This is a genomic window from Peribacillus sp. Bi96, assembly GCF_918698115.1.
Taxonomy (GTDB): Bacteria; Bacillota; Bacilli; order Bacillales; family DSM-1321; genus Peribacillus.
Genome location: NZ_CAKKLV010000004.1, coordinates 280,831 through 300,098, shown reverse-complemented (window position 1 = coordinate 300,098; position 19,268 = coordinate 280,831). Strand labels below are relative to the sequence as shown.

Sequence of the window (19,268 nt, the reverse complement as noted above, 5' to 3'; positions counted from 1 at the left end):
AACCAAAAGGAGATCAGTTACACCAAGTATCCTTAAAATAGAATGATCCAAATAATTCATGGGGCTCCTTGAAATTCTCCTCCCACTATACATTTTCCGTCTTAAAATGATGTTCATGCTTAATCCTAAACACCTCCTAATCACCCTCTATAATCTTTCTAAAAAGAAGATAAACGTATTAATATATTTTATTAATGATTTTAAAAAAACCCGCCACATTGTGACGGGTCATAAAACTCACTATTAAACATTAAAACGATATCCGGCACCCCAAACGGTTTCCAGGAATTTAGGATGTGCCGGCTCTCTTTCAATTTTTTCACGTAATTTTCTAATATGAACGGTCACGGTTGAAACATCCGCAGCTGACTCCAGCCCCCAATTACGTTCATATAGCTGCTCTTTGCTCAACACTTGGTTCGGGTGCATCACAAGAAATAGTAACAAATCAAATTCCTTTGTAGTAAACGGCACTTCCTCGCCATTAATTTGTACTTTCCGTGCCGACTTATCTATCGAAATTCCATGAACGAAAACTGTGTTTGTTTTGGCTTGATTTCCTGCTAGACGATCATAACGCGCTAAATGCGCCTTCACTCTTGCTACCAGCTCACTAGGACTAAATGGCTTTGTAATATAATCGTCTGCCCCTAAACCAAGACCTCGGATTTTATCAATATCTTCCTTTTTGGCGGACAAAAGTAAGATAGGAATGTCTTTGACAGCGCGTATTTGTTTGCATATCTCAAATCCATTTACTCCGGGAAGCATGATGTCCAGTATTATTAAATCATAGTTTTTTTGAAGGGCATGTTGAAGACCAGCATCTCCTGTATGTTGAATATAGACACTAAAATCATTAATCTCCAAATAATCTCTCTGCAATTCTGCAATGCTGACATCATCTTCAATAAGTAATATTTTTTTCATTTTTCCTCACCTTTCATTAAGGTAAAGAAGACACTTGTGCCTTTTCCTATCTCACTAGTAGCCCAAATATCCCCTCTATGCTCTTGTATAATTTGTTTTGCAATCGCAAGTCCTAAGCCACTTCCACCTGTCAGGGAATTTCTTGATTGTTCTGCACGGTAAAAGCGATCAAAAATGAAGGGTAATGCAGAAGGTTCTATTCCTTGTCCGTTATCTGTCACTTGTACTACTACATCATAGATCCCTTCATGCAGAGTAATGGAAATGCTCGCTTTTTCTTCATTCGTATACTTCACACAATTACTGATCAAATTAGCCAATACGCGTTTTAATTTCTCTCTATCTGCTGTCACGAATACAGGTTTATTCATATGGCACAGTTCAATCTGAATCCCTTTTTGAAATAAATCTATATGAAGTTCTTCTACATAGTCTCTCAAATATTTATCCAGTTCCACCGTTTCAAAAGTGAATGGCTCTTTTTTTAAATCCAGCTTGGAAAATAAGAACAATTCATCTATCAATGAATCCATATCTTTCGCTTTTAAATATACAGTTGATAAATACTTTTCCATTTTCTGAGGGGTGTTTGCTACACCGTCTTTTATCCCCTCAACATATCCAATAATTGAAGTAATAGGTGTTTTCAAATCATGTGAAATATTGGATAATAGTTCTTTCCGATTTTCCTCATACTGAAGCTGAATTTTAACGGACTCTTTTAATTTTATTCTCATTTCATCAAATGTCCGATTTAACTGTCCAATTTCATCATTCGATATATCAATGATTTCAAAGTCTAAATCTCCTGATTTTATTCGTTTCGCACCTTCTTTAAGAAGTGAGATCGGCTTGATGATGCTTCGTGATACTAAATAGTTTAACAGCCCAATAATCATAATAAATAAAAATAGCAAAAAACCAAATAAAATCGGAAACAACTCTCGAGCCAACTCGGCTGAGGAACTCGCCTTTCTTAGTACAAAAATACTTCCTTTACTTTTATCTGAAAAATAAAAATCAAATTTCACATATGTGAAAAAAAAGTCTTCGATCTTAATCGTATCTCGCGTATTGATGTTCGTTTCTTCAAATCCGGGAAGAGACTTAACCAATGCCTGTTTATCGAGAGAGGGGGAAGCATATTCAATTTTCGTATCTTTTCTAACGACAATCCCAATATCCTTCTGATTTATTTTCTTCAACTGCTCTTCATTTAGAAGCTGTGCAGGATTATTTTTAGCCAAGAGCTTTAAATCAAGAAATGCACTTTCTTCTACTGTAGTCAATGGTTTTTGGACATAAGATTTTTTGTAAAAATGCTCTATCGATTTTGTGTCGCCTGTAATCGTAAAAATAATTAAAAACCCAGCGACCAACAGTAAAACGATAGAGATGAATACCACTCCAACGTAAGACAACAGAAACCTCGTTTTAATTGACATATTAATCAACTCCGTTTTTACTTTTCCCTCTCCTATAAATGTTTATTAGGCACTATATAATTGTTTTTTATACAGTTTGTTGAGTTAACACTATCATTAGCTTGTTCTTAAATGCGGATTTACCATTTAAAAGTAACATACAAATCTTAAAACTTTCTAAAATAGGTATGAAATATCTCTAAACATCATTTGTTTGACGGACACTGATCGATTTAATTTCAAAACAGCGATCATTCGTACGATACTACAATTCAGTGTGCATGGTTCTCTAAATTTTAATGGCAGAAGATTTTTTTTGGTTCAACTCCGGAATCATCCCACACCATTGTCTTAGATGGAGCCGACTGCCTGCTTTACATGCTTCCTAAACACCAAGCCGCCTAGAATCGTTTAAATTGTCCCAACAGGATTTTCCCTCATTCAAGTTTCATTTCCCTAGAAAAGCCGCCCAGTTCAATCCTTAGGTAGCGAAACTTTTATTAAAGATGAATATATTTTCACCTTTTTATTGTTTAAATAAAAAAATCTCTTTATAGTTGATTTACGCATTAGCTGTTGCTATTTTATCATTCATGCTTATTTACAACATGATAAACAAATAGATTGGAGGTTTGCATCATGTCACAAGGTCAGTCGCCTTTGATAAAAAGTTACATTGATTCGAATGAAAGACAACGCCAGCTGTATCGTAGGACGTTAATGATTGTTGTCATTTCACAAATTTTTGGAGGGGCCGGACTTGCAGCAGGGGTAACAGTCGGAGCACTAATCGCTCAGGATATGTTAGGGACGGATAGTTTTGCTGGAGTACCAACTGCCCTATTCACTCTAGGTTCCGCTGGGGCGGCGCTACTCGTTGGGCGACTCTCCCAACGATATGGTCGACGTTTAGGTCTCGTAACGGGCTTTATGACTGGTGGGATTGGGGCAATCGGTGTGGTGGTGGCGGCAGTAACCAATAGTATTCCCCTGCTTTTCGCTTCATTACTGTTCTATGGTGCCGGGACTGCTACTAATTTACAGGCTCGTTATGCAGGAACCGATTTAGCCAATTCGACTCAGCGTGCTACGGCCATCAGCATCGCAATGGTTTCAACAACACTTGGGGCTGTAGCGGGTCCAAACTCGGTTAATGTGATGGGTGAGTTTGCCTTATCGATGGGGATTCCAGCACTAGCAGGACCGTTTATTTTAGCGGCCGCAGCTTTCATTCTTGCTGGTTTTATTCTTTTGGTTTTCCTTCGTCCAGACCCTTTCATGATTGCAAAGGCCATTGCTGAGGGACAGGTGGCAGACGACAATAAACTTCTAAGTACACATGCTTTAACAACGAAAAAAAACAAACGAGGTATTATTGTCGGGGCTACAGTAATGATCTTAACTCAAGTTGTCATGGTTGCTATTATGACAATGACACCTGTACATATGAAACATCACGGACATGATTTAAGTCAGGTTGGTATGGTGATTGGCGTCCATATCGGTTTTATGTATCTACCATCCCTGATGACTGGTTACCTCGTGGACAAGTTGGGTAGAACTGTAATGGCAATTGCTTCCGGATTTACTTTACTGGCCGCTGGAGCACTAGCTGCCATGGCACCTGCCAATTCAATGCCAGGTCTCATCGGTGCACTGGCTTTACTTGGTCTTGGCTGGAACTTTGGCTTGATTACTGGAACTACACTCATCGTTGATGGGACGCCCCTTTCCTCTCGTGCAAAGACTCAAGGAAAAGTAGATGTGTTAATTGCATTGGCTGGGGCATTAGCTGGGGTACTTTCAGGAATGGTTGTGGCAAATTCAAGCTACGCAACACTATCTCTTGTCGGTGGTATACTGCCATTAGTACTTATCCCTGTAATTATCTGGTCTCTTTCTACATCTGATAAACCAAACACAAAAGTGAATAAGAATGACTGATAGTTTCAAAATTTCATCTCATCAATTGATGATTTTAGTCCTTTTGTATTCAGTTGGAACCGTTATTTTCATACTCCTTCTCCTTTAGCTTCCATTGCAAAGCAGGATGCGTGGCTTGCGGCATTTCTCGGCACCGGGGTTGCATTGCTGGATATATTAGTTAATGGTCCCGATTCTACCACAAGAAATATTGCCCCAAGCTATACTCTGGCGAAAAAGATTAATGTAGGGGATTTCCACGTGCGAATTGAAGCTATTATCGCTACGATTTGGATCATTACAACCTATACCAGAACGGTGTTTACTACTGCTTTAGGAATGATTATGATCTTTCTTTCAATCATTATTTTTCCAACGGTCCAGGTATCTGGAGAGTTCAATAATAATATTTGGTTATTCTTTGCATCGACTTTTGGTCTGATCATGCCTTTATTATTGCTTATTATAGGTAAACTTAAAAACACAATGAATAAACGAACTTAAATAGCTATCTATGAATCCGATACTGGTAAGTCCAAAAACAACATGGCTGTTTTTTCTTAAGCCTAAAATGATTAAACGGGAGTTCAAAGCATAAAAAAACGACTATCATAAAGATGGTCGTTTTTTATGGTCATTTAAATATGATGGATATGATTTTATCCGTCGTCATCTCGCTATCTACCTCATATGTTCCTGGACGTAATCCGTTGGCCTTGCCTTTTTTCTCAACCTCGTCAGAAAATTCATTGGCATTCTTGATGACTTTTGCTTTTTGAAGTGTTTTGCCTACATCGATGCTTGTCGAGCCTTTAGATACTTTCAGAACTGTACGGTAGATGATTTTTTCAGTTGGTTCTTTTTCTTTTTCTGTTTCTTTTTCGGCTTCCGCCTTATCTTTAATAGATTGCTCTTCTGCTATCTGATCTTCCCATTCTTTTTCAGAATGAATAACATACCCTTTCGAAGCCAGAGACTCTTTCATATCATCTTCCGATAGTTTCTCTGATGTGTCGGTCGCTTCACCTGGTCCAAAGAAGTATACTGCACCGCACAATCCAGCGGCAACAATAAGACCCCCTGCAAAGCTGCGCATTGATTTAGATGTCATTGGCAACATTTCTCCTTTCATTCTTCGTTACTATGTAAGGAGTAAGCAAGCGTTCTATTTCATTTTCCGGCTGTTTTGTTTTCAACGCGATGCTTTCAAAAGAATAGCCCCGCTTATGTAAGTCGAGTACTTCACGCAACAAGTTCCGCTTTTCGGAAGACATGGCAAGTATGCCCGACTCTTGCACCGTAATTTCAGCATCTATCTCGATGTTCCTGATTTTTTCATGTAATACATTCATTTCATCTCCAAAATTGCTAGCAAGCATTTCCAATTGACTGTCCACTTTCATTGAATCCTTTTTAATAAACGACAAAATGAACAGTAAAACTGCTGCACCAAACAAAATGACTAGAGCCCATTCCATCATTCTATGTCCCTCCTTAATCTTTGTATCTATAATCTCGCTTTCTAATTATATATTGATTTGCACCAAAACTCGATTTAAAAGAACAAAATATTACGATAGTCATGTATTTATGACAAAAAAAGGCGAGAGTTGGCTATCCTTCAATAATTATAATGGTAAAACACATATTAACACCTTCCATTTTAATACTATTTTACCATTATCAAATGATGAATCAAAGCTTTGTTAATATATTTTGATCATGTAATAATCCTGCATATAAAATTTCCACAACATGAGGGAATAGAGGTTTTTCATCATTAACAGCTTTTTTTTCATCGTTTGCTCGTTTCTTCACGTTCATTTTCACTTTTCCTCTTAGCGGAATTCCCACCTGAAGTATATTAAATGACAAATGCCCTTCAAAACGATAAGATATATACTATTAGGTTCCTTTCCTGTTTCATTAAATAGGTGTGATTTTATCGTGCACCATACTTATTGAATGCATGCAAGATAATAAGGAGGAAACAATGAATATAAAAATAAATAAGATACCGCGCTTCATGCAAGCCGAAATGGAACAGCTTCAATCAAAATTATCTCCCTTGTTGAAAAAAAATATGAAATACAGACTTTTATCAACTGTGATGATAGGTTTTTCCATCATTAATCTTTTTTTCCTTTTATTTAAGGGCGAATCATTACCCATCTCGAAAATTGCTCTTGGAATTTATGCATTGGTAGGAGCTGTTGGGTTTGCTCTCTTAAAAGAAAATAAACACAATCAAAAAGAAATAGTGAAAATGAGCCAAAAATATATGTTGGAAAGAATGAAAAAAAGTAACTATTTAACAGATGCCAGGAAAAGTAATTACTATAAAAGGGTAAATGATCAGCCGCTTTTTGCCATGAATGTTTTTTTTGAGTTTCTCTCTGAAGAACAACAAAGGATGAACAGAACCTCACACGAGGAATAAATGCAAAAGGAAGTTCGTAAATTACTATACCCGTTGGAATCAGCCAACGATTAGCGCTTAAAAAAATATAAGATAAAAAACACCCCAACCCGTTGGAATCGGTTACCTGCCGATTCAAACGGGTTGGTTGTGTAGCCTTTGAAACTGTCTACTTAACGAGGTAAAACTACTTTACGATAGATCCTTTCCAAAAAAGTAATTAGTCTTGGAGGTTCTTATCAATAAGTTCGTGAAAATAGACTGCAGCATGTTCGGTCGGAGAAAAGATACCATTTGTAAATGCCTGGGAACTCAATCCTTTTTGCAATTTTTCCACCAGGTCAAAATCTTCCTGCCTTACTTGATCAACAAATTTAAAATATTCTTCTTTTTCTTTTGTTGTGATTTCATTGAGGGAGTAATCACGATAAATACCTAGTGATGTCTCTGCATCAACAGGAACTACTTGAATGGTGTTCACATTCCCGTCTCCTGGATAAACGTTAATCATCATATTTGGCCAAATCCAATAAAAGCGCGCTTGGTCACCTTCAGCATTCTTGCTCGCTGCCATATATTGATAGGTGAATTTGTCGTGTGTCGTTGTGCAAAAGTTCGATATATCAAAAGATTTTGCAAAGCCAGGATGGGCAATGGAACAATGATCACATTCAAGGTAGTTGTCAACAACAGCTTTCCAATTAGCTTTAACTTCACGCCGAGTTTCCCTAACTAGTTTTAGAGAATCAAAGAAGGGATACTCTTTCATTCCCTCTAAAAATTCCTGATATACTTCTGCCAGAGAAGCGGCATTTTGGTCCAGATTGACAAAAACCATAGCATTCTGAACTTCTAAGCGAATGGATTTCATACAGCTGTGTTCTCCCAGTTCATTCGTTTTAAAATTAGGAGCCCTATTTACATTTCCATCTAATTTGAACGTCCATCCATGGTATCCACATTGTAAAACTTTTTTATTTCCTTTGTCAGAGTTTTCTACTTTCATTCCGCGATGAGGACAAATATTGTAGAAAGCACGCAGTTCACCATCAGTACCGTGAGAAACGATAATAGGCTCACCTGCGATATCCAATGTCAAGAAATCACCTACTTTTTCAAGTTGGCTGGTATGCCCGACTAATATCCAATTTTTACTGAAAATCTTTTTTCTTTCTTCATTAAATACTTCTGGATCGACATAACTTGAATATGGTAGTGTAGGGCTGAACTGTACATTTTCTTTAATTGACATATTGAAAGTCCCTCCTGATAATTATCTGATTTTTTTCAATAAAACCGCTTCGTACAATTTTTATTCTAGTTATACCCGATCCATATAGACTGTCTTGACTTCTGTATAGAATTCAACTGCACTCTTCCCTTGTTCACGGCTGCCTGCACTTGAATTTTTACATCCGCCAAATGGCATTTGCGGTTCAGTTCCTGCTGTTTCCGAATTGACATGGACAAGACCCACTTCTACATCCTCAATAAATCTTTGAGCCGCCGTTAAATTATTCGTGCAAATTGCTGCGCTCAATCCATATTCGGTATCATTCGCCATCTTAACTGCTTCCTCATAATTTTCTGCCTTAAAAAGTGCGATGACTGGTCCAAAGATTTCTTCACGTGCAATGCGGGCATGTTGAGCAACATTTTCAAAGATAGTCGGTCGTACATAAAAACCGTTCGCCAATTCCTCTTCAGTCGGAATCTCTCCTCCACACAATAGCGTTGCTTCTGATTTCCCAACATCAATCATTTCAAGCACGCCATCGCGTTGTGATCTAGATACAGCCGGACCAATATATGTTTCTTCGTTGAGAGGGTCGCCCACTTTTAATTCTTTCGTACGAGCTACAAGACGGTCACGGAATGCTTCATAAATTCCTTCTTCGACAATCACCCTGCTAGTGGCTGTGCATTTTTGCCCAGTGGACTTAAAAGCTCCACCTACAGCAATTTCCACTGCTTTATCTAGATCAGCATCAGCTAGTACGACGAGCGGGTTTTTCCCTCCCATTTCCACTTGCACTTTCTTCCCATGTTCAATGGCTTGTTTTTGAATTTGCTGACCTACTTGATTCGAACCGGTAAAAGATATAGCCTTCACATCCGGATGTTCCACTAATTCAGCACCAATGACGGAACCCCTTCCGAATACACAATTAATGACTCCAGCCGGAAGACCCGCTTCATCCAATGCTTTTATCACATGATAAACTGACTTAGGTGTAAGGTCAGCCGGTTTAATTACGACTGTATTCCCATAAATAAGGGCCGGTGCCAGTTTCCACACAGGGATGGCAATTGGAAAGTTCCATGGTGTAATCAAACCAACCGGACCGAGCGGAGTACGAGTTGTGTACAAAAATGTATTGGCATTCGCTGAAGGAATTACTTCTCCAAGTGGCTGCCGGGCTTCAGCAGCATAATATTCAAGAATGCTAGCAGCTCGATTGGCTTCCCCCATCCCTTCCAAGAATGTTTTTCCTTCTTCCTTTATCAAATCCCGACCTACTTCCTGCATATTCTTTTTCAAAATATCAGCTGCTTTCTGCAAGTATGAAGCCCTTTGCTGAAACGATAGTTTTTTCCAAGCAGGAAATGAATTTTTTGCGGCAGCCACTGCATCATGTAAATCTGCGGCCGCACTAGATGGAAATTCCCCTAAATTTTCTCCATTATGGGGACTAAGGTTTTCCTTATACTCCCCAGTAGTTGGTTCTTTCCATTTTCCATTAATATAATTTAAATAACGCATACGATTTCCTCCCACATTCTATTGATGGTAGATTTTCTTTATGGTTGCACTTTGTCTGCATATGAACAATATTTTCTATTGAACGAAATCATTGGGCGGTTCATTTGATAAGACCGGAACCTCTATTTTCCTTCTCGTATATCTAAAATAGTAAAATATATAGCTAGCAACGACGAAACCTAATCCCCAATACAACGAATTACGCTGTGTCGGGTCATAAGCGGTAAAAACGAAAATACCTAGACACATAAGAATGCAGAGAATCGGGACAAATGGGAAGAAAGGTACTCTATACTTCAGATCTTCAATCTTTCCGCCTTCTCTGATATATTGCTTACGGAATCTGTACTGTGCCAACGCAATTGCTATCCAAGTAAGTAATCCTCCAACCCCGCTTATAGACAGTAACACAACAAATAACGTTTCTTCTGCTACTACACTAGTAAGTAACGACAGCAAGGCAAAGACCATGCTGATAAGTAAGGCGTTAATTGGTATACCACGCCGATTGAGCTTTCCAAATGAAGCATGCGCCATACCGTTTTGAGAAAGGGAGAAAAGGATCCTCGTACATGCAAACAGACCCGTGTTCCCAACAGAAAGGACTGCCGTCAAAATTACGAAATTCATAATGTCGGCAGCATAAGGGATGCCTACCATTTCAAACACGGTAACAAATGGGCTTTCCATCACCCCAACTTCTTGCCACGGAACGATAGCCGACAAGACAAAGATTGCTAGTACATAAAATAGCAACACACGTATTACGATATTTCGAATCGCTCTCGGAATGGTCTGTTGCGGGTTTTCCGTCTCTCCTGCTGCAACCCCCATGATTTCTGATCCCTGAAATGCATATACGACCGTCATCATCGATACAAACACACCTGTGAACCCTGTAGGGAATAGTCCATCACCTATAAAGTTAGAAAAAAACGGAGCAGGCTTTGCATCCATATGAATCAATCCAAACATCGCTGCCGCACCGATAATGATGAACAGAATAACGGCAAGTACTTTAATCCCTGAGAACCAGTACTCTGTTTCTGCGAAACTTCTTGTTGTTAACGCATTAATACTGAACAAAAGGACGGTAAATATCGTGCACCAAACCCATACTGGTATATCAGGAAACCATCTAGTCATGAGCAAACCAGCCGCTACAAATTCCAGGCCTACGTATAGAGCCCAGCTCAGCCAGTAAATCCATCCAATGACAAATCCAGTGGCGGGTCCAATAAATTTCGTTGCATGGACCTGAAAGGAACCGGACACCGGCATCACTACCGATAATTCACCGAGACATATCATCGCCAAGTACATTAATAAACCACCGACCAAATAGGCAATAATCGCTCCTGCGGGTCCGGCTTCCCCGATTGCATAACCTGATCCCAGGAAAAGGCCTGTTCCAATTACCCCACCTAAGGAGAGCATAAATAAATGTCTGCTCTTCATTGATCGCTGTAATTCTTTTGGCTGATTTTCAGGTACTGTTTGCATGAATACCCTCCGTTTCTAATCGAATACCTGGCCTATACACCTTTAATTAACACAAGATAACGAGAGTTGCCATTATTCTGAAATCAAAGCACATCATTGTGCAGATAACGCTTCGGAAGGCTCCCCATATTCTAGCAAGTCGCCTATTGTTGGTTTAAATATTTCATAAGCTACTTCTCTTTGAGATTTATTTTGGTTTTTTGCCTCTGTAAACAATTGATACGTATTTTTTCTACATAGTTTTTCAATATCATCAACTACAGCTTGTGGGTTTGGTTTAACTAGTCCGAAAATAATCACATCATAAAATCTTATCGCCCCCAGATTGGCTACAAAATCATTGACAAGATCAATTCCTCTTTGTTTTATGATTTCGTCCCCCTCAGGAGAAAGGGGAATGTTTGCCGCTTCCACAATCAAGCTTGCTTTTACGCTATTAGCATTGGAACTGTGGATGACATCTTCGAGTGCGGACGGAATTAAAATGTCGCAATCTATATCGAGCCATTCCGTGTTCGATCTTACATCATAATGCGGTTCAAAAAATGCTTTATCCATTTCTCCGTACAAATTCTTGTGATCAATAAGCTTTTGGACATCTAATCCTTCTTCACACGTTACTAAAAGGGCTGCATCAGAAATTCCAACCACTTTATAACCTAACTGGCACATTTTCAATGCGCAGCTTGCTCCTACACATCCGAATCCTTGAATGACAACTCTCGCTTCATCTTTTCCGTTTTTAAATTTCCATGCTTCATCTGCGGAAAATGCTACACCGTAGCCCGTAACGACATCGTTTAAAAACAACCCGTCAATTTTTGTCGTCAACAGTTCATCGAAGTCTTTTATCCCTTGCAGAACATTCGGGTTTTGCTTCATTGATTTCGTAAGAGGGATATCAATACCAAATTCTTTAAATATTTTGAGCACATCGTCATATTTGGTACCTAAATCACTGCCTAAAGATACCCCGATGTCTATATAAGGCATCATCGCAATTAGAAATCTTCTTAATACTGCATACGCGTCTGGCGCTTTATAATCATAGGCAATTCCCGCTTTACAACCGCCAGTCGTCTCAGACTCACAAGCTACATACTTATAAGCCATCGCCTCAGCTAACCTTTCTACCTCTTCTCTTGTAACCGTTGGATGCATTCTCGTACCGCCGCCTGCGTAGCCTTTCACAAAATTATGAACGACCAGCCAGCCTTTTGCATCTGTTTCCGTATCGTTCCATTCGACAACTAAATATGGTTTTAACATCTTTGAAACCTCCCCAAAACCTTCCTTTTATTCGTTCCTACTACCTTCTAATGCAAACAATACCTAAGCATTTATGCCGGCTACTATTTGTTGGACACGAGCTTTTCGTGTACTTCTTTCTTGTCTTGGCCTACAGAAAGAATCTTTGGATTGACTGTAACCTCGATAACAGCCGGAAGCCCTGAAGCAATCGCCCTTTGCAGCGCTGGCGCAAATTCACTATTTTTTTCAACCTTTTCACCATGCGCTCCAAATAAGCGGGCCAATTCGGCAAAATTAGGATTGGACAAGTCCGTTCCAACGACCCGATTTGGAAAATGCCTTTCTTGATGTGCACGAATTGTTCCGTAAATATTGTTGTTCACAACAATGGATATGATCGGAATTTTATATCGTACAGCCGTTTCAATCTCCTGGAGAGTCATCATAAAGCCGCCATCTCCTGAAAAAGAAACCACATGTTTGTGAGGCTGCGCCAGTTTTGCCCCTATTGCCGCAGGCAGTCCATATCCCATGGCCCCCGATGTTGGCCCCACATAAGTATTTTCATGTTCAAAGCGATAATATCTCGATAGCCATCCAAAAAAGTTGCCTGCATCATTTGTAATAATGGTATCCTTTGGAAGACTGGCAGCAATGTCATGCATGAATCCGTCCATGTCCACGAAATCTTCTGTGTAGTCGGGCTTCGTTTCAGAAAATTCCATATATTTATCGTGCAATTCTTTTACATTATCTTCATTTGAAATAGAAGAATCTGAACCTTGCGCTTGCACCGCTTGTTCTAAGAAACTCTTGGCATCGGCTTCAATGGCAAGAGAAGGAGCATACACTTTACCAAAAGTATCGGGACAAATATCCACATGGATCAGTTTTGTATGTTTAGAAAGCAAGGTGTAATCTTGTGTTCCTACTTGAGAGAATCTCGTCCCTAACGCCAAAACAACATCTGCGTCTCGGATTGCATCAAGTAAATATTGAGGTGTCCCAAACCCAAGCCATCCTGCATAGCAAGGGTGGGAATTCGGAAACGCGTCGAATCGGCGGAAAGCGGTTACAACAGGTAGTTTCATTGCCCCGGCAAACTGTACAAGCAGCCTGTTAGACCTAGCATGAATCACACCGCCACCAGCAATCAATACGGGGCGCTTCGCGTTTCGTAACGTCTCTATAGCCTGCTTCACATCTTCCATATGTGGTTGAGGAGGAAGCGAGCGATAAGAATGATTGATGCTCAACTCTGCCTCATCCTCTAACATGTCATGCGGCAAAGACACTAATACAGGGCCCGGACGTCCCGACCGTGCCATATGAAACGCCCGTTGCAATAATTCCGGGATCCTTTCGACACGATCGATTTCTACCGTCCATTTACATAAATGACTGAAAAAGCCCGTCAAATTTACTTCCTGAAATGCTTCCTTTTCTTTAAAAGGGCGTTCAACCTGCCCAATAAGCGCAACCAAAGGGGTTGAATCTTGAGCAGCAGTATGGATACCGATAGCTAAGTTTGTCGCACCCACTCCACGTGTTGCCATGCAAACTCCTACCTCACCAGAAGCCTTCGCATACCCTTCTGCCATAAAAGAGGCACCACCCTCATGCCTGGCAGAAATAAGTTCTATTTCAGAATGTTGATATAGTGCGTCCATTACACTAAGATAGCTTTCACCTGGTACACAAAAAGCTTTTTTTACCCCTTCTTTAGCCATTACTTCTACGACCGCTCTTCCTCCATTAACTTTCATAATCAAGCCTCCCGCTTTCAAAAACGTGTTTTTGTTCTAGTAATTTATGTTTATATGAATATTGAACTCATTTTTACTATTATTTAACAAGTTTCCCCATACCCGAAACTTGTTCACCATCTTCTTCCACATGGATTGAAGTTTTTCTTGTCACAGCACTAACCCCCAAAGTTACTGCAATGTTTATAAGTAATACAGCTAACCCCACATCAAGATCCTGTACTGCTTGCGGTAGTGATGGAAATAATGTGGCAAGTGTCGTACCTGAAGTAGTCGAGTATATGACAAGCAGAATTCCCACAATCATGCCGACAAAAGCTCCTTGAACGGTAACGGGATTCTTTTTCCACAGACTGAAAAAAAGAGCTGGGAACAACTGTGCCATGAAACTATATGCCATAAGATACAACGTAAAAATTGACTCCCCGCCATTGAACGTAAAGTATAGAGTCACTATAGAAATGACCGGTACTAACATCCTGCTCAAACTCCGAAGTTGTTCATCTGATGTATTCGGTTTCCAAACCTTATATACATTTTTTGAAAGTATCGTGGCCGTAGCCGTCAACACGAGTGAACTAGGTATTAGGGCCGCCATCGCCCCAGATGCTCCAATCACTCCAACAAACCAGGGATCGAATGACATCTTCGCCATTTTAAATAAAGCTAAGTCTGCTTCTGCTCCCTGTAAATTCGGAACTTGAAGTATCGCAGAAAAACCAATAAAAAGCGAAAAAATGATGATTACTTGATAAATTGGCATAATCCCAGCATTCCAACGAAGTGATTTTGGACTTTTTGCAGAGAACACTCCCGCTAACATATGAGGAAACATATAGAAGGCAAGTGCCGTCATAATCGTAGCGGAAATGAACCAAGAGATACTCATTCCTTGTTCAGGGAATAACAATAATCCTTGTTTTGCTGTATCGATTGCTTCAAACATCGGCTGCAAACCACCGTAATAATGAAGTGGAAAATAAATCCCCATAAAGACGACAACTGCCAAAATCATGATATCTTTAATGACGGCCGTCCATGCTACACCATGCATTCCTGAAGCCGTTACATAAATTGTGATTGCAATTACACTTACAACTATAGCCACATTAGGAGAGATGGAGCCATAGGAGGCTTCCGATACGATTATTCCTAACCCTTTCAACTGCATGATCAGATAAGGAATAATTGAAATAACGCTAATTACCGCCACAAGAATACCTAAAGCCGGACTATTGTACTTTTTGTCATAAAAATCAGATTGAGATATGACATTGTTTTTTTTGGCATACCTCCAAATTGGCGGCAACAGCCAATAGGCGATTACAAAATAGAAGCAATTGAAAGCGTATAAGGCAGGAGGCATACCGGATCTATAAGCTCCGCCGCTGGCCCCCAGAAACGTATATGTCGTAAACATTTCACCTGCAATCAAAAAGAAGAGCAAAAAGCTGCCGAAACCTCTTCCACCTATAGCCCATTGTTCCAAACTCATATTTTTACCTTTTCGTGCTTGAAGTCCTAACCAAATACACAGAACGAGAAAGAAAGAGATAACAAGCAGGGCTGCATTCATCAGTCTTCTTCCTCCTTAGTTGCAGGATCAAGTTTATTAGCAATCATCAAAAATACAGATGTAAGACATACCCATAATATGGCCCAAAAAAGAACAAATGGCATTCCTAAAACATAAGGTTCAATTCGATTGATAACAAAAAGCGAGCCGAGTGCTGGTATCACACTTATCACATAGATCATTTTCTTCATTTGTTCACCATCCTTATCAACAAATGCCAACCTGAACTTTTTAATACCTTGCTATTTTAAAAAACATACGTGTACTTACATTGACACCCCTTTAGTTAAGGGCTCATTTACAGCCCAATTCGGTTTTACACCAGTAAGAACTTGTTCCACTTGCATGGCAGCATGTACAGCCATCCGTATCGAACCTTCCTTCGTCAATGCCGCATTATGAGGACTGACAATCACATTATCCAATTTAAAAAGAGGATTCCATTTATCAGGAGGCTCAACTTCAAACACGTCTATTCCAGCGCCGGCAATTTTGCCCGCTTGCAAAGCATTTACTAAATCACTTTCCTTCACTACACCGCCCCTGGAAGCGTTTACAAAATAGGAAGAAGGTTTCATCCAGGTAAACTCACGGCTTCCGATTATACCCTTCGTTGTTTTCGTTAACGGCAGATGCAGACTTATAACATCAGAGTTTCTGAATAACCATTCTAAATCTGTTACTATCTCTAATTCCGAGTCCATGCCGGCTGTAACATAGGGGTCGTAGCCAATTACTTTCATATCGAAGCCTTTCGAAGCCTTTTTGGCCAGTATTCTGCCGATTCTACCTAGTCCAATAATCCCCAAAGTCTTGCCTTCCAAGTCCATGCCAAAAAGTTGATTACGGATAGCAAAATTCCCACTGCGCAGCTCTTTATCAGCCAAGTTTAAATTTTTGGACAATGATAAAATCAATGCCATTACATGTTCAGCTACAGCATTCGCATTTGCCTCTGGCGTATTTGTTACATAAATGCCACGTTCTGTAGCTGCTTCGATATCAATATTGTCCAAGCCCACTCCATACTTAGCGATTACTTTGAGGTTTTCAGCTGCTTGAATAACATCTTTATTTATTACAGCCGTCGATCTCGTTAATACTGCATCACAATCCTTGATTTCTTCGATTAGAATTTCTTGCGCCAGGTCAGACCCTACTTTAATCTTATAGCCTCTTTCCACTAAATAACTTTTGCCCTCTTTCTCAATATCTTGTGGAATATACACTAAATGACTCACATGCCCACCACCCTTTCTTGTTAACCCGGAAGGATAAATCTTTCCTACTCCTTTGTATATATACAATAATTGTGCCAACATAAAAAACATCAGTATTATCCAAGAAACAAGCCTTTTCGTTCTTAATCAAGACATAAATGAAGTTAACAAATTGTTTCAAAATGAATTAATTTGTTTCTTTATGTTTCAATTTGTTTCAATATGTAAATTTTTCATCTTTCTCCATAAAGTCGTGCGACTCATCCCTAACTCAGAGGCAGCTTTTCCCTTATTATAATTAACCCTTATTAACGTTTGAACAATTCTTTCACGCTCGGATAAATGTATCCCAGGCGACATCCCGCTTTCTTCCTCTTGTTTCAACACTATTTTCTTTTTACTATTATTCGGAAAAAACATTTCGATATCGTACACATCAATTAACTTGTCTTTATAAAGAACGCTTAATCGCTCACAAAAATTTTGCAATTGGCGAATATTCCCTTCCCAGTTCTCTTCACTCAGCTTTTTCTTGGCAGCATCCGTAATCTTAATTTGTTTTTGATCCGAATGACCTTTCTGAATAAAAGCATTCACCAATAACGGAATATCCTCCCTGCGTTCCCGAAGTGGAGGCAATAAAAGGTCCAGTACACTCAAGCGATAATACAGATCTTCGCGAAAGTCATTACTTTTGACCATTTGCATGAGGTCTTTGTTCGTTGCCGACACAATTCTCACATCAACCGGAATTACTTTATCATCGCCAATGCGCATAATTTCCCGCTCTTGCAGGACACGGAGCAGCCGGCTTTGCATTTTTGGGGAGATTTCCCCTATTTCATCCAAAAAGATGGTACCTCTATGAGCAAGTTCAAAAAATCCTTGCTTTCCGCCTTTCATAGCACCCGTGAAAGCTCCTTCTGCATATCCGAAGAGCTCACTTTCCAATAAATTTTCGGGAAGCGCCGCGCAATTAATGGCTACAAACGGTTTATTTTTCCGGCTGCTATGATTATGTATGCTTTGGGCGAATATTTCCTTGCCCGTTCCGGTTTCTCCAATTATAAGAATGTTTGAATCTACTTCACTATAATGTTGAGCTGTTTCAATCGTCCGCTTAATTTCGGGACCCCGATACAATATATCATCAAATGTGTACTTAGCCACATGTCCGCGTAAATGTAACTTCCGATAGAATTTCCCTTCCATTTCCTGAATGCGTGTAACATCTTGAAAGGCGACCATATCCCCCACTTTTTTACCTTTTAAAAATATCCCAACTTTTTTTACCGATAATTGAATAGATTGGTAAGCAACGATATCTTTTTCGTATTCATCGTCACTTAAAAACATATCACGAAATTTTCCATGCTTTATTATTTCATATATAGAATTTCCAATTAAGTTCCCCTTGGAAATGGATAATATCTCCTGAGCCGCCGTATTAAATACAGATATTTGCCCTTTTAAATCTATAGCAATAACCCCTTCATAGGCATAATTAAGAATCGTTTGATAGCGCTTGGTCTTCTCCTGTTCCCTTCTACTGACAAGAGCTACTCTTTTCGCCTCGATCAACGCCTGCCGAAATGATTCCTTTCCAGTATTAACGAGAATGGCTCCCAATCCTATCTCTTCAGCATATTTACAGGTACTTAAACCACTTAGCACCACCTCACAGCCATCACTGACCGCTAAATCTACTAAACTGGCGGAGGACTCGATATCATTTAATATATAGGACTGGATTGGCAAATCAACGATATCAGAAAGGTTTTCCACGCCATAAATCATATTTAACGCTCCAATAACGGCCACTTTTTTACTGCCAAAACGTGCCTTGCAATCATACAGACAACGAATGAGATCTATACCTTGTACAGGTATATCAACGATAGGAATTAATTCATTGCATTCCTTTAAAAGCTTCGTGATTAATCCCCGTGAGATGACTACATCAGCATCAAGCTTCAGCTTCACAATCTGATCAGCATCCACAACTACCTCCTCTAACACAAACTTCACTGAACCATCATCATTATTTTCCGCTTCTTCCAATTGGTTGAATTCCTCAAATCTTTCAAAAGCGTCCGTTATATACCCTTTTCGAGGAACAACGAGTTTAATTTTTATCAAAGCACACACCTCAAAATCATATAGGTTTATTGGATATTATCTACTAGCATTAAACATGGACTTGAAATAATCGAGATAGCTAAGAATGGCAAGCAAAATTTTCAATCATATGAAAATTAAATGGCTTGCTATCCTGATTACCAATTGGCACTTTCCAAAAAAATTAATCGTCCGCAATTTATTTAGATATTTCATTTATGAAAAATCTCTTTTGAAAAATAAAAAACCCTGTTATCGTGGGTTTTTTCGAATGTTTTGATAATGATCCAAAAACATTAGTCACCTATTTAAAGGGGTATGGGTGTCACATTCAAACGCCACTAACCTTTTTCTTCGAATGTTTATGTTCCTCT

General features: G+C 39.4%; 17 protein-coding genes. 3 read left to right on the top strand and 14 right to left on the bottom strand.

From position 1 onward, the window contains the following. Positions 1-243 precede the first annotated feature (243 nt). Complete coding sequence (locus LQ203_RS08075) at positions 244-930, bottom strand: response regulator transcription factor (protein WP_230157074.1); 687 nt, start codon at positions 928-930, stop codon at positions 244-246. After that, a complete protein-coding gene (locus LQ203_RS08070; protein WP_230157073.1) occupies positions 927-2,375 on the bottom strand; it encodes a HAMP domain-containing sensor histidine kinase in 1,449 nt (482 codons plus the stop codon). Before LQ203_RS08070 ends, LQ203_RS08075 begins: the two co-directional genes overlap by 4 nt. Positions 2,376-2,993: 618 nt before the next feature. On the opposite strand from LQ203_RS08070, the gene LQ203_RS08065 reads away from it, so the two are divergent. Both LQ203_RS08065 and LQ203_RS08060 read left to right on the top strand, forming a co-directional pair. Next, entirely contained in the window at positions 2,994-4,298 is a 1,305-nt protein-coding gene (locus LQ203_RS08065; protein WP_230157072.1) for an MFS transporter, read from the top strand. A 240-nt stretch (positions 4,299-4,538) separates the two neighbouring features. Next, positions 4,539-4,781, top strand: a complete 243-nt coding sequence (locus tag LQ203_RS08060) for a hypothetical protein (RefSeq protein WP_230157071.1) — start codon at positions 4,539-4,541, stop codon at positions 4,779-4,781. Positions 4,782-4,911: 130 nt separating this feature from the next. On the opposite strand, the gene LQ203_RS08055 is transcribed toward LQ203_RS08060, so the two are convergent. The 3 genes from LQ203_RS08055 to LQ203_RS27470 all read right to left on the bottom strand — a co-directional run bounded on the left by LQ203_RS08055 (position 4,912) and on the right by LQ203_RS27470 (position 6,101). Next, positions 4,912-5,388, bottom strand: a complete 477-nt coding sequence (locus LQ203_RS08055) for an endolytic transglycosylase MltG (protein WP_230157070.1) — start codon at positions 5,386-5,388, stop codon at positions 4,912-4,914. Then, positions 5,378-5,758, bottom strand: coding sequence for an endonuclease Q family protein (locus LQ203_RS08050; protein ID WP_230157069.1), 381 nt, complete (start codon positions 5,756-5,758; stop codon positions 5,378-5,380). The genes LQ203_RS08055 and LQ203_RS08050 overlap by 11 nt, the downstream gene beginning before the upstream one ends. 214 nt (positions 5,759-5,972) lie before the next feature. Then, the gene (locus LQ203_RS27470) at positions 5,973-6,101 is read right to left on the bottom strand and encodes a hypothetical protein (RefSeq protein WP_290370541.1); all 129 of its coding nucleotides are present in this window, start codon (positions 6,099-6,101) and stop codon (positions 5,973-5,975) included. Positions 6,102-6,270: 169 nt separating this feature from the next. Between LQ203_RS27470 and LQ203_RS08045 the strand changes: the two genes are divergently transcribed. Continuing rightward, positions 6,271-6,717 carry a DUF5392 family protein gene (locus tag LQ203_RS08045; protein ID WP_230157068.1) on the top strand — a complete coding sequence of 149 codons (447 nt, stop codon included), beginning with the start codon at positions 6,271-6,273 and terminating at the stop codon, positions 6,715-6,717. A 199-nt stretch (positions 6,718-6,916) separates the two neighbouring features. Here the strand turns inward: LQ203_RS08045 and LQ203_RS08040 are convergent, their stop codons facing one another. The 9 genes from LQ203_RS08040 to LQ203_RS08000 all read right to left on the bottom strand — a co-directional run bounded on the left by LQ203_RS08040 (position 6,917) and on the right by LQ203_RS08000 (position 18,915). Next, positions 6,917-7,948, bottom strand: coding sequence for an SRPBCC family protein (locus LQ203_RS08040; RefSeq protein WP_230157067.1), 1,032 nt, complete (start codon positions 7,946-7,948; stop codon positions 6,917-6,919). Positions 7,949-8,017: 69 nt separating this feature from the next. After that, on the bottom strand, positions 8,018-9,460 hold the full coding sequence (locus LQ203_RS08035; protein WP_230157066.1) for an aldehyde dehydrogenase family protein: 1,443 nt from the start codon (positions 9,458-9,460) through the stop codon (positions 8,018-8,020). A 75-nt stretch (positions 9,461-9,535) separates the two neighbouring features. After that, on the bottom strand, positions 9,536-10,963 hold the full coding sequence (locus LQ203_RS08030) for an amino acid permease (protein ID WP_230157063.1): 1,428 nt from the start codon (positions 10,961-10,963) through the stop codon (positions 9,536-9,538). Positions 10,964-11,056: 93 nt separating this feature from the next. Next, complete coding sequence (locus LQ203_RS08025; protein WP_230157062.1) at positions 11,057-12,232, bottom strand: Glu/Leu/Phe/Val dehydrogenase dimerization domain-containing protein; 1,176 nt, start codon at positions 12,230-12,232, stop codon at positions 11,057-11,059. Between the two features lie 83 nt (positions 12,233-12,315). Beyond that, positions 12,316-13,980: a thiamine pyrophosphate-dependent enzyme gene (locus tag LQ203_RS08020; RefSeq protein ID WP_230157060.1), complete on the bottom strand. Its 1,665-nt coding sequence runs from the start codon at positions 13,978-13,980 to the stop codon at positions 12,316-12,318. 79 nt (positions 13,981-14,059) lie between these two features. Further along, positions 14,060-15,556 (bottom strand): sodium:solute symporter family protein, encoded by a 1,497-nt coding sequence (locus tag LQ203_RS08015; protein ID WP_230157058.1) that lies wholly within the window; start codon positions 15,554-15,556, stop codon positions 14,060-14,062. After that, positions 15,556-15,747: a DUF3311 domain-containing protein gene (locus LQ203_RS08010; RefSeq protein WP_230157056.1), complete on the bottom strand. Its 192-nt coding sequence runs from the start codon at positions 15,745-15,747 to the stop codon at positions 15,556-15,558. Before LQ203_RS08010 ends, LQ203_RS08015 begins: the two co-directional genes overlap by 1 nt. A gap of 75 nt (positions 15,748-15,822) precedes the next feature. Beyond that, complete coding sequence (locus LQ203_RS08005) at positions 15,823-16,797, bottom strand: hydroxyacid dehydrogenase (RefSeq protein ID WP_230157054.1); 975 nt, start codon at positions 16,795-16,797, stop codon at positions 15,823-15,825. A 186-nt stretch (positions 16,798-16,983) separates the two neighbouring features. After that, positions 16,984-18,915, bottom strand: a complete 1,932-nt coding sequence (locus LQ203_RS08000) for a sigma 54-interacting transcriptional regulator (protein ID WP_230157053.1) — start codon at positions 18,913-18,915, stop codon at positions 16,984-16,986. Between the last annotated feature and the right edge of the window lie 353 nt (positions 18,916-19,268).

Bases quoted from the DNA above. Each gene is read 5' to 3' on its own strand.
- LQ203_RS08075 (WP_230157074.1), bottom strand. From the start codon at position 930: ATGAAAAAAATATTACTTATTGAAGATGATGTCAGCATTGCAGAATTG.
- LQ203_RS08070 (WP_230157073.1), bottom strand. From the start codon at position 2,375: ATGTCAATTAAAACGAGGTTTCTGTTGTCTTACGTTGGAGTGGTATTC.
- LQ203_RS08065 (WP_230157072.1), top strand. From the start codon at position 2,994: ATGTCACAAGGTCAGTCGCCTTTGATAAAAAGTTACATTGATTCGAAT.
- LQ203_RS08055 (WP_230157070.1), bottom strand. From the start codon at position 5,388: ATGACATCTAAATCAATGCGCAGCTTTGCAGGGGGTCTTATTGTTGCC.
- LQ203_RS08050 (WP_230157069.1), bottom strand. From the start codon at position 5,758: ATGATGGAATGGGCTCTAGTCATTTTGTTTGGTGCAGCAGTTTTACTG.
- LQ203_RS27470 (WP_290370541.1), bottom strand. From the start codon at position 6,101: ATGAACGTGAAGAAACGAGCAAACGATGAAAAAAAAGCTGTTAATGAT.
- LQ203_RS08045 (WP_230157068.1), top strand. From the start codon at position 6,271: ATGAATATAAAAATAAATAAGATACCGCGCTTCATGCAAGCCGAAATG.
- LQ203_RS08040 (WP_230157067.1), bottom strand. From the start codon at position 7,948: ATGTCAATTAAAGAAAATGTACAGTTCAGCCCTACACTACCATATTCA.
- LQ203_RS08035 (WP_230157066.1), bottom strand. From the start codon at position 9,460: ATGCGTTATTTAAATTATATTAATGGAAAATGGAAAGAACCAACTACT.
- LQ203_RS08030 (WP_230157063.1), bottom strand. From the start codon at position 10,963: ATGCAAACAGTACCTGAAAATCAGCCAAAAGAATTACAGCGATCAATG.
- LQ203_RS08025 (WP_230157062.1), bottom strand. From the start codon at position 12,232: ATGTTAAAACCATATTTAGTTGTCGAATGGAACGATACGGAAACAGAT.
- LQ203_RS08020 (WP_230157060.1), bottom strand. From the start codon at position 13,980: ATGAAAGTTAATGGAGGAAGAGCGGTCGTAGAAGTAATGGCTAAAGAA.
- LQ203_RS08015 (WP_230157058.1), bottom strand. From the start codon at position 15,556: ATGAATGCAGCCCTGCTTGTTATCTCTTTCTTTCTCGTTCTGTGTATT.
- LQ203_RS08010 (WP_230157056.1), bottom strand. From the start codon at position 15,747: ATGAAGAAAATGATCTATGTGATAAGTGTGATACCAGCACTCGGCTCG.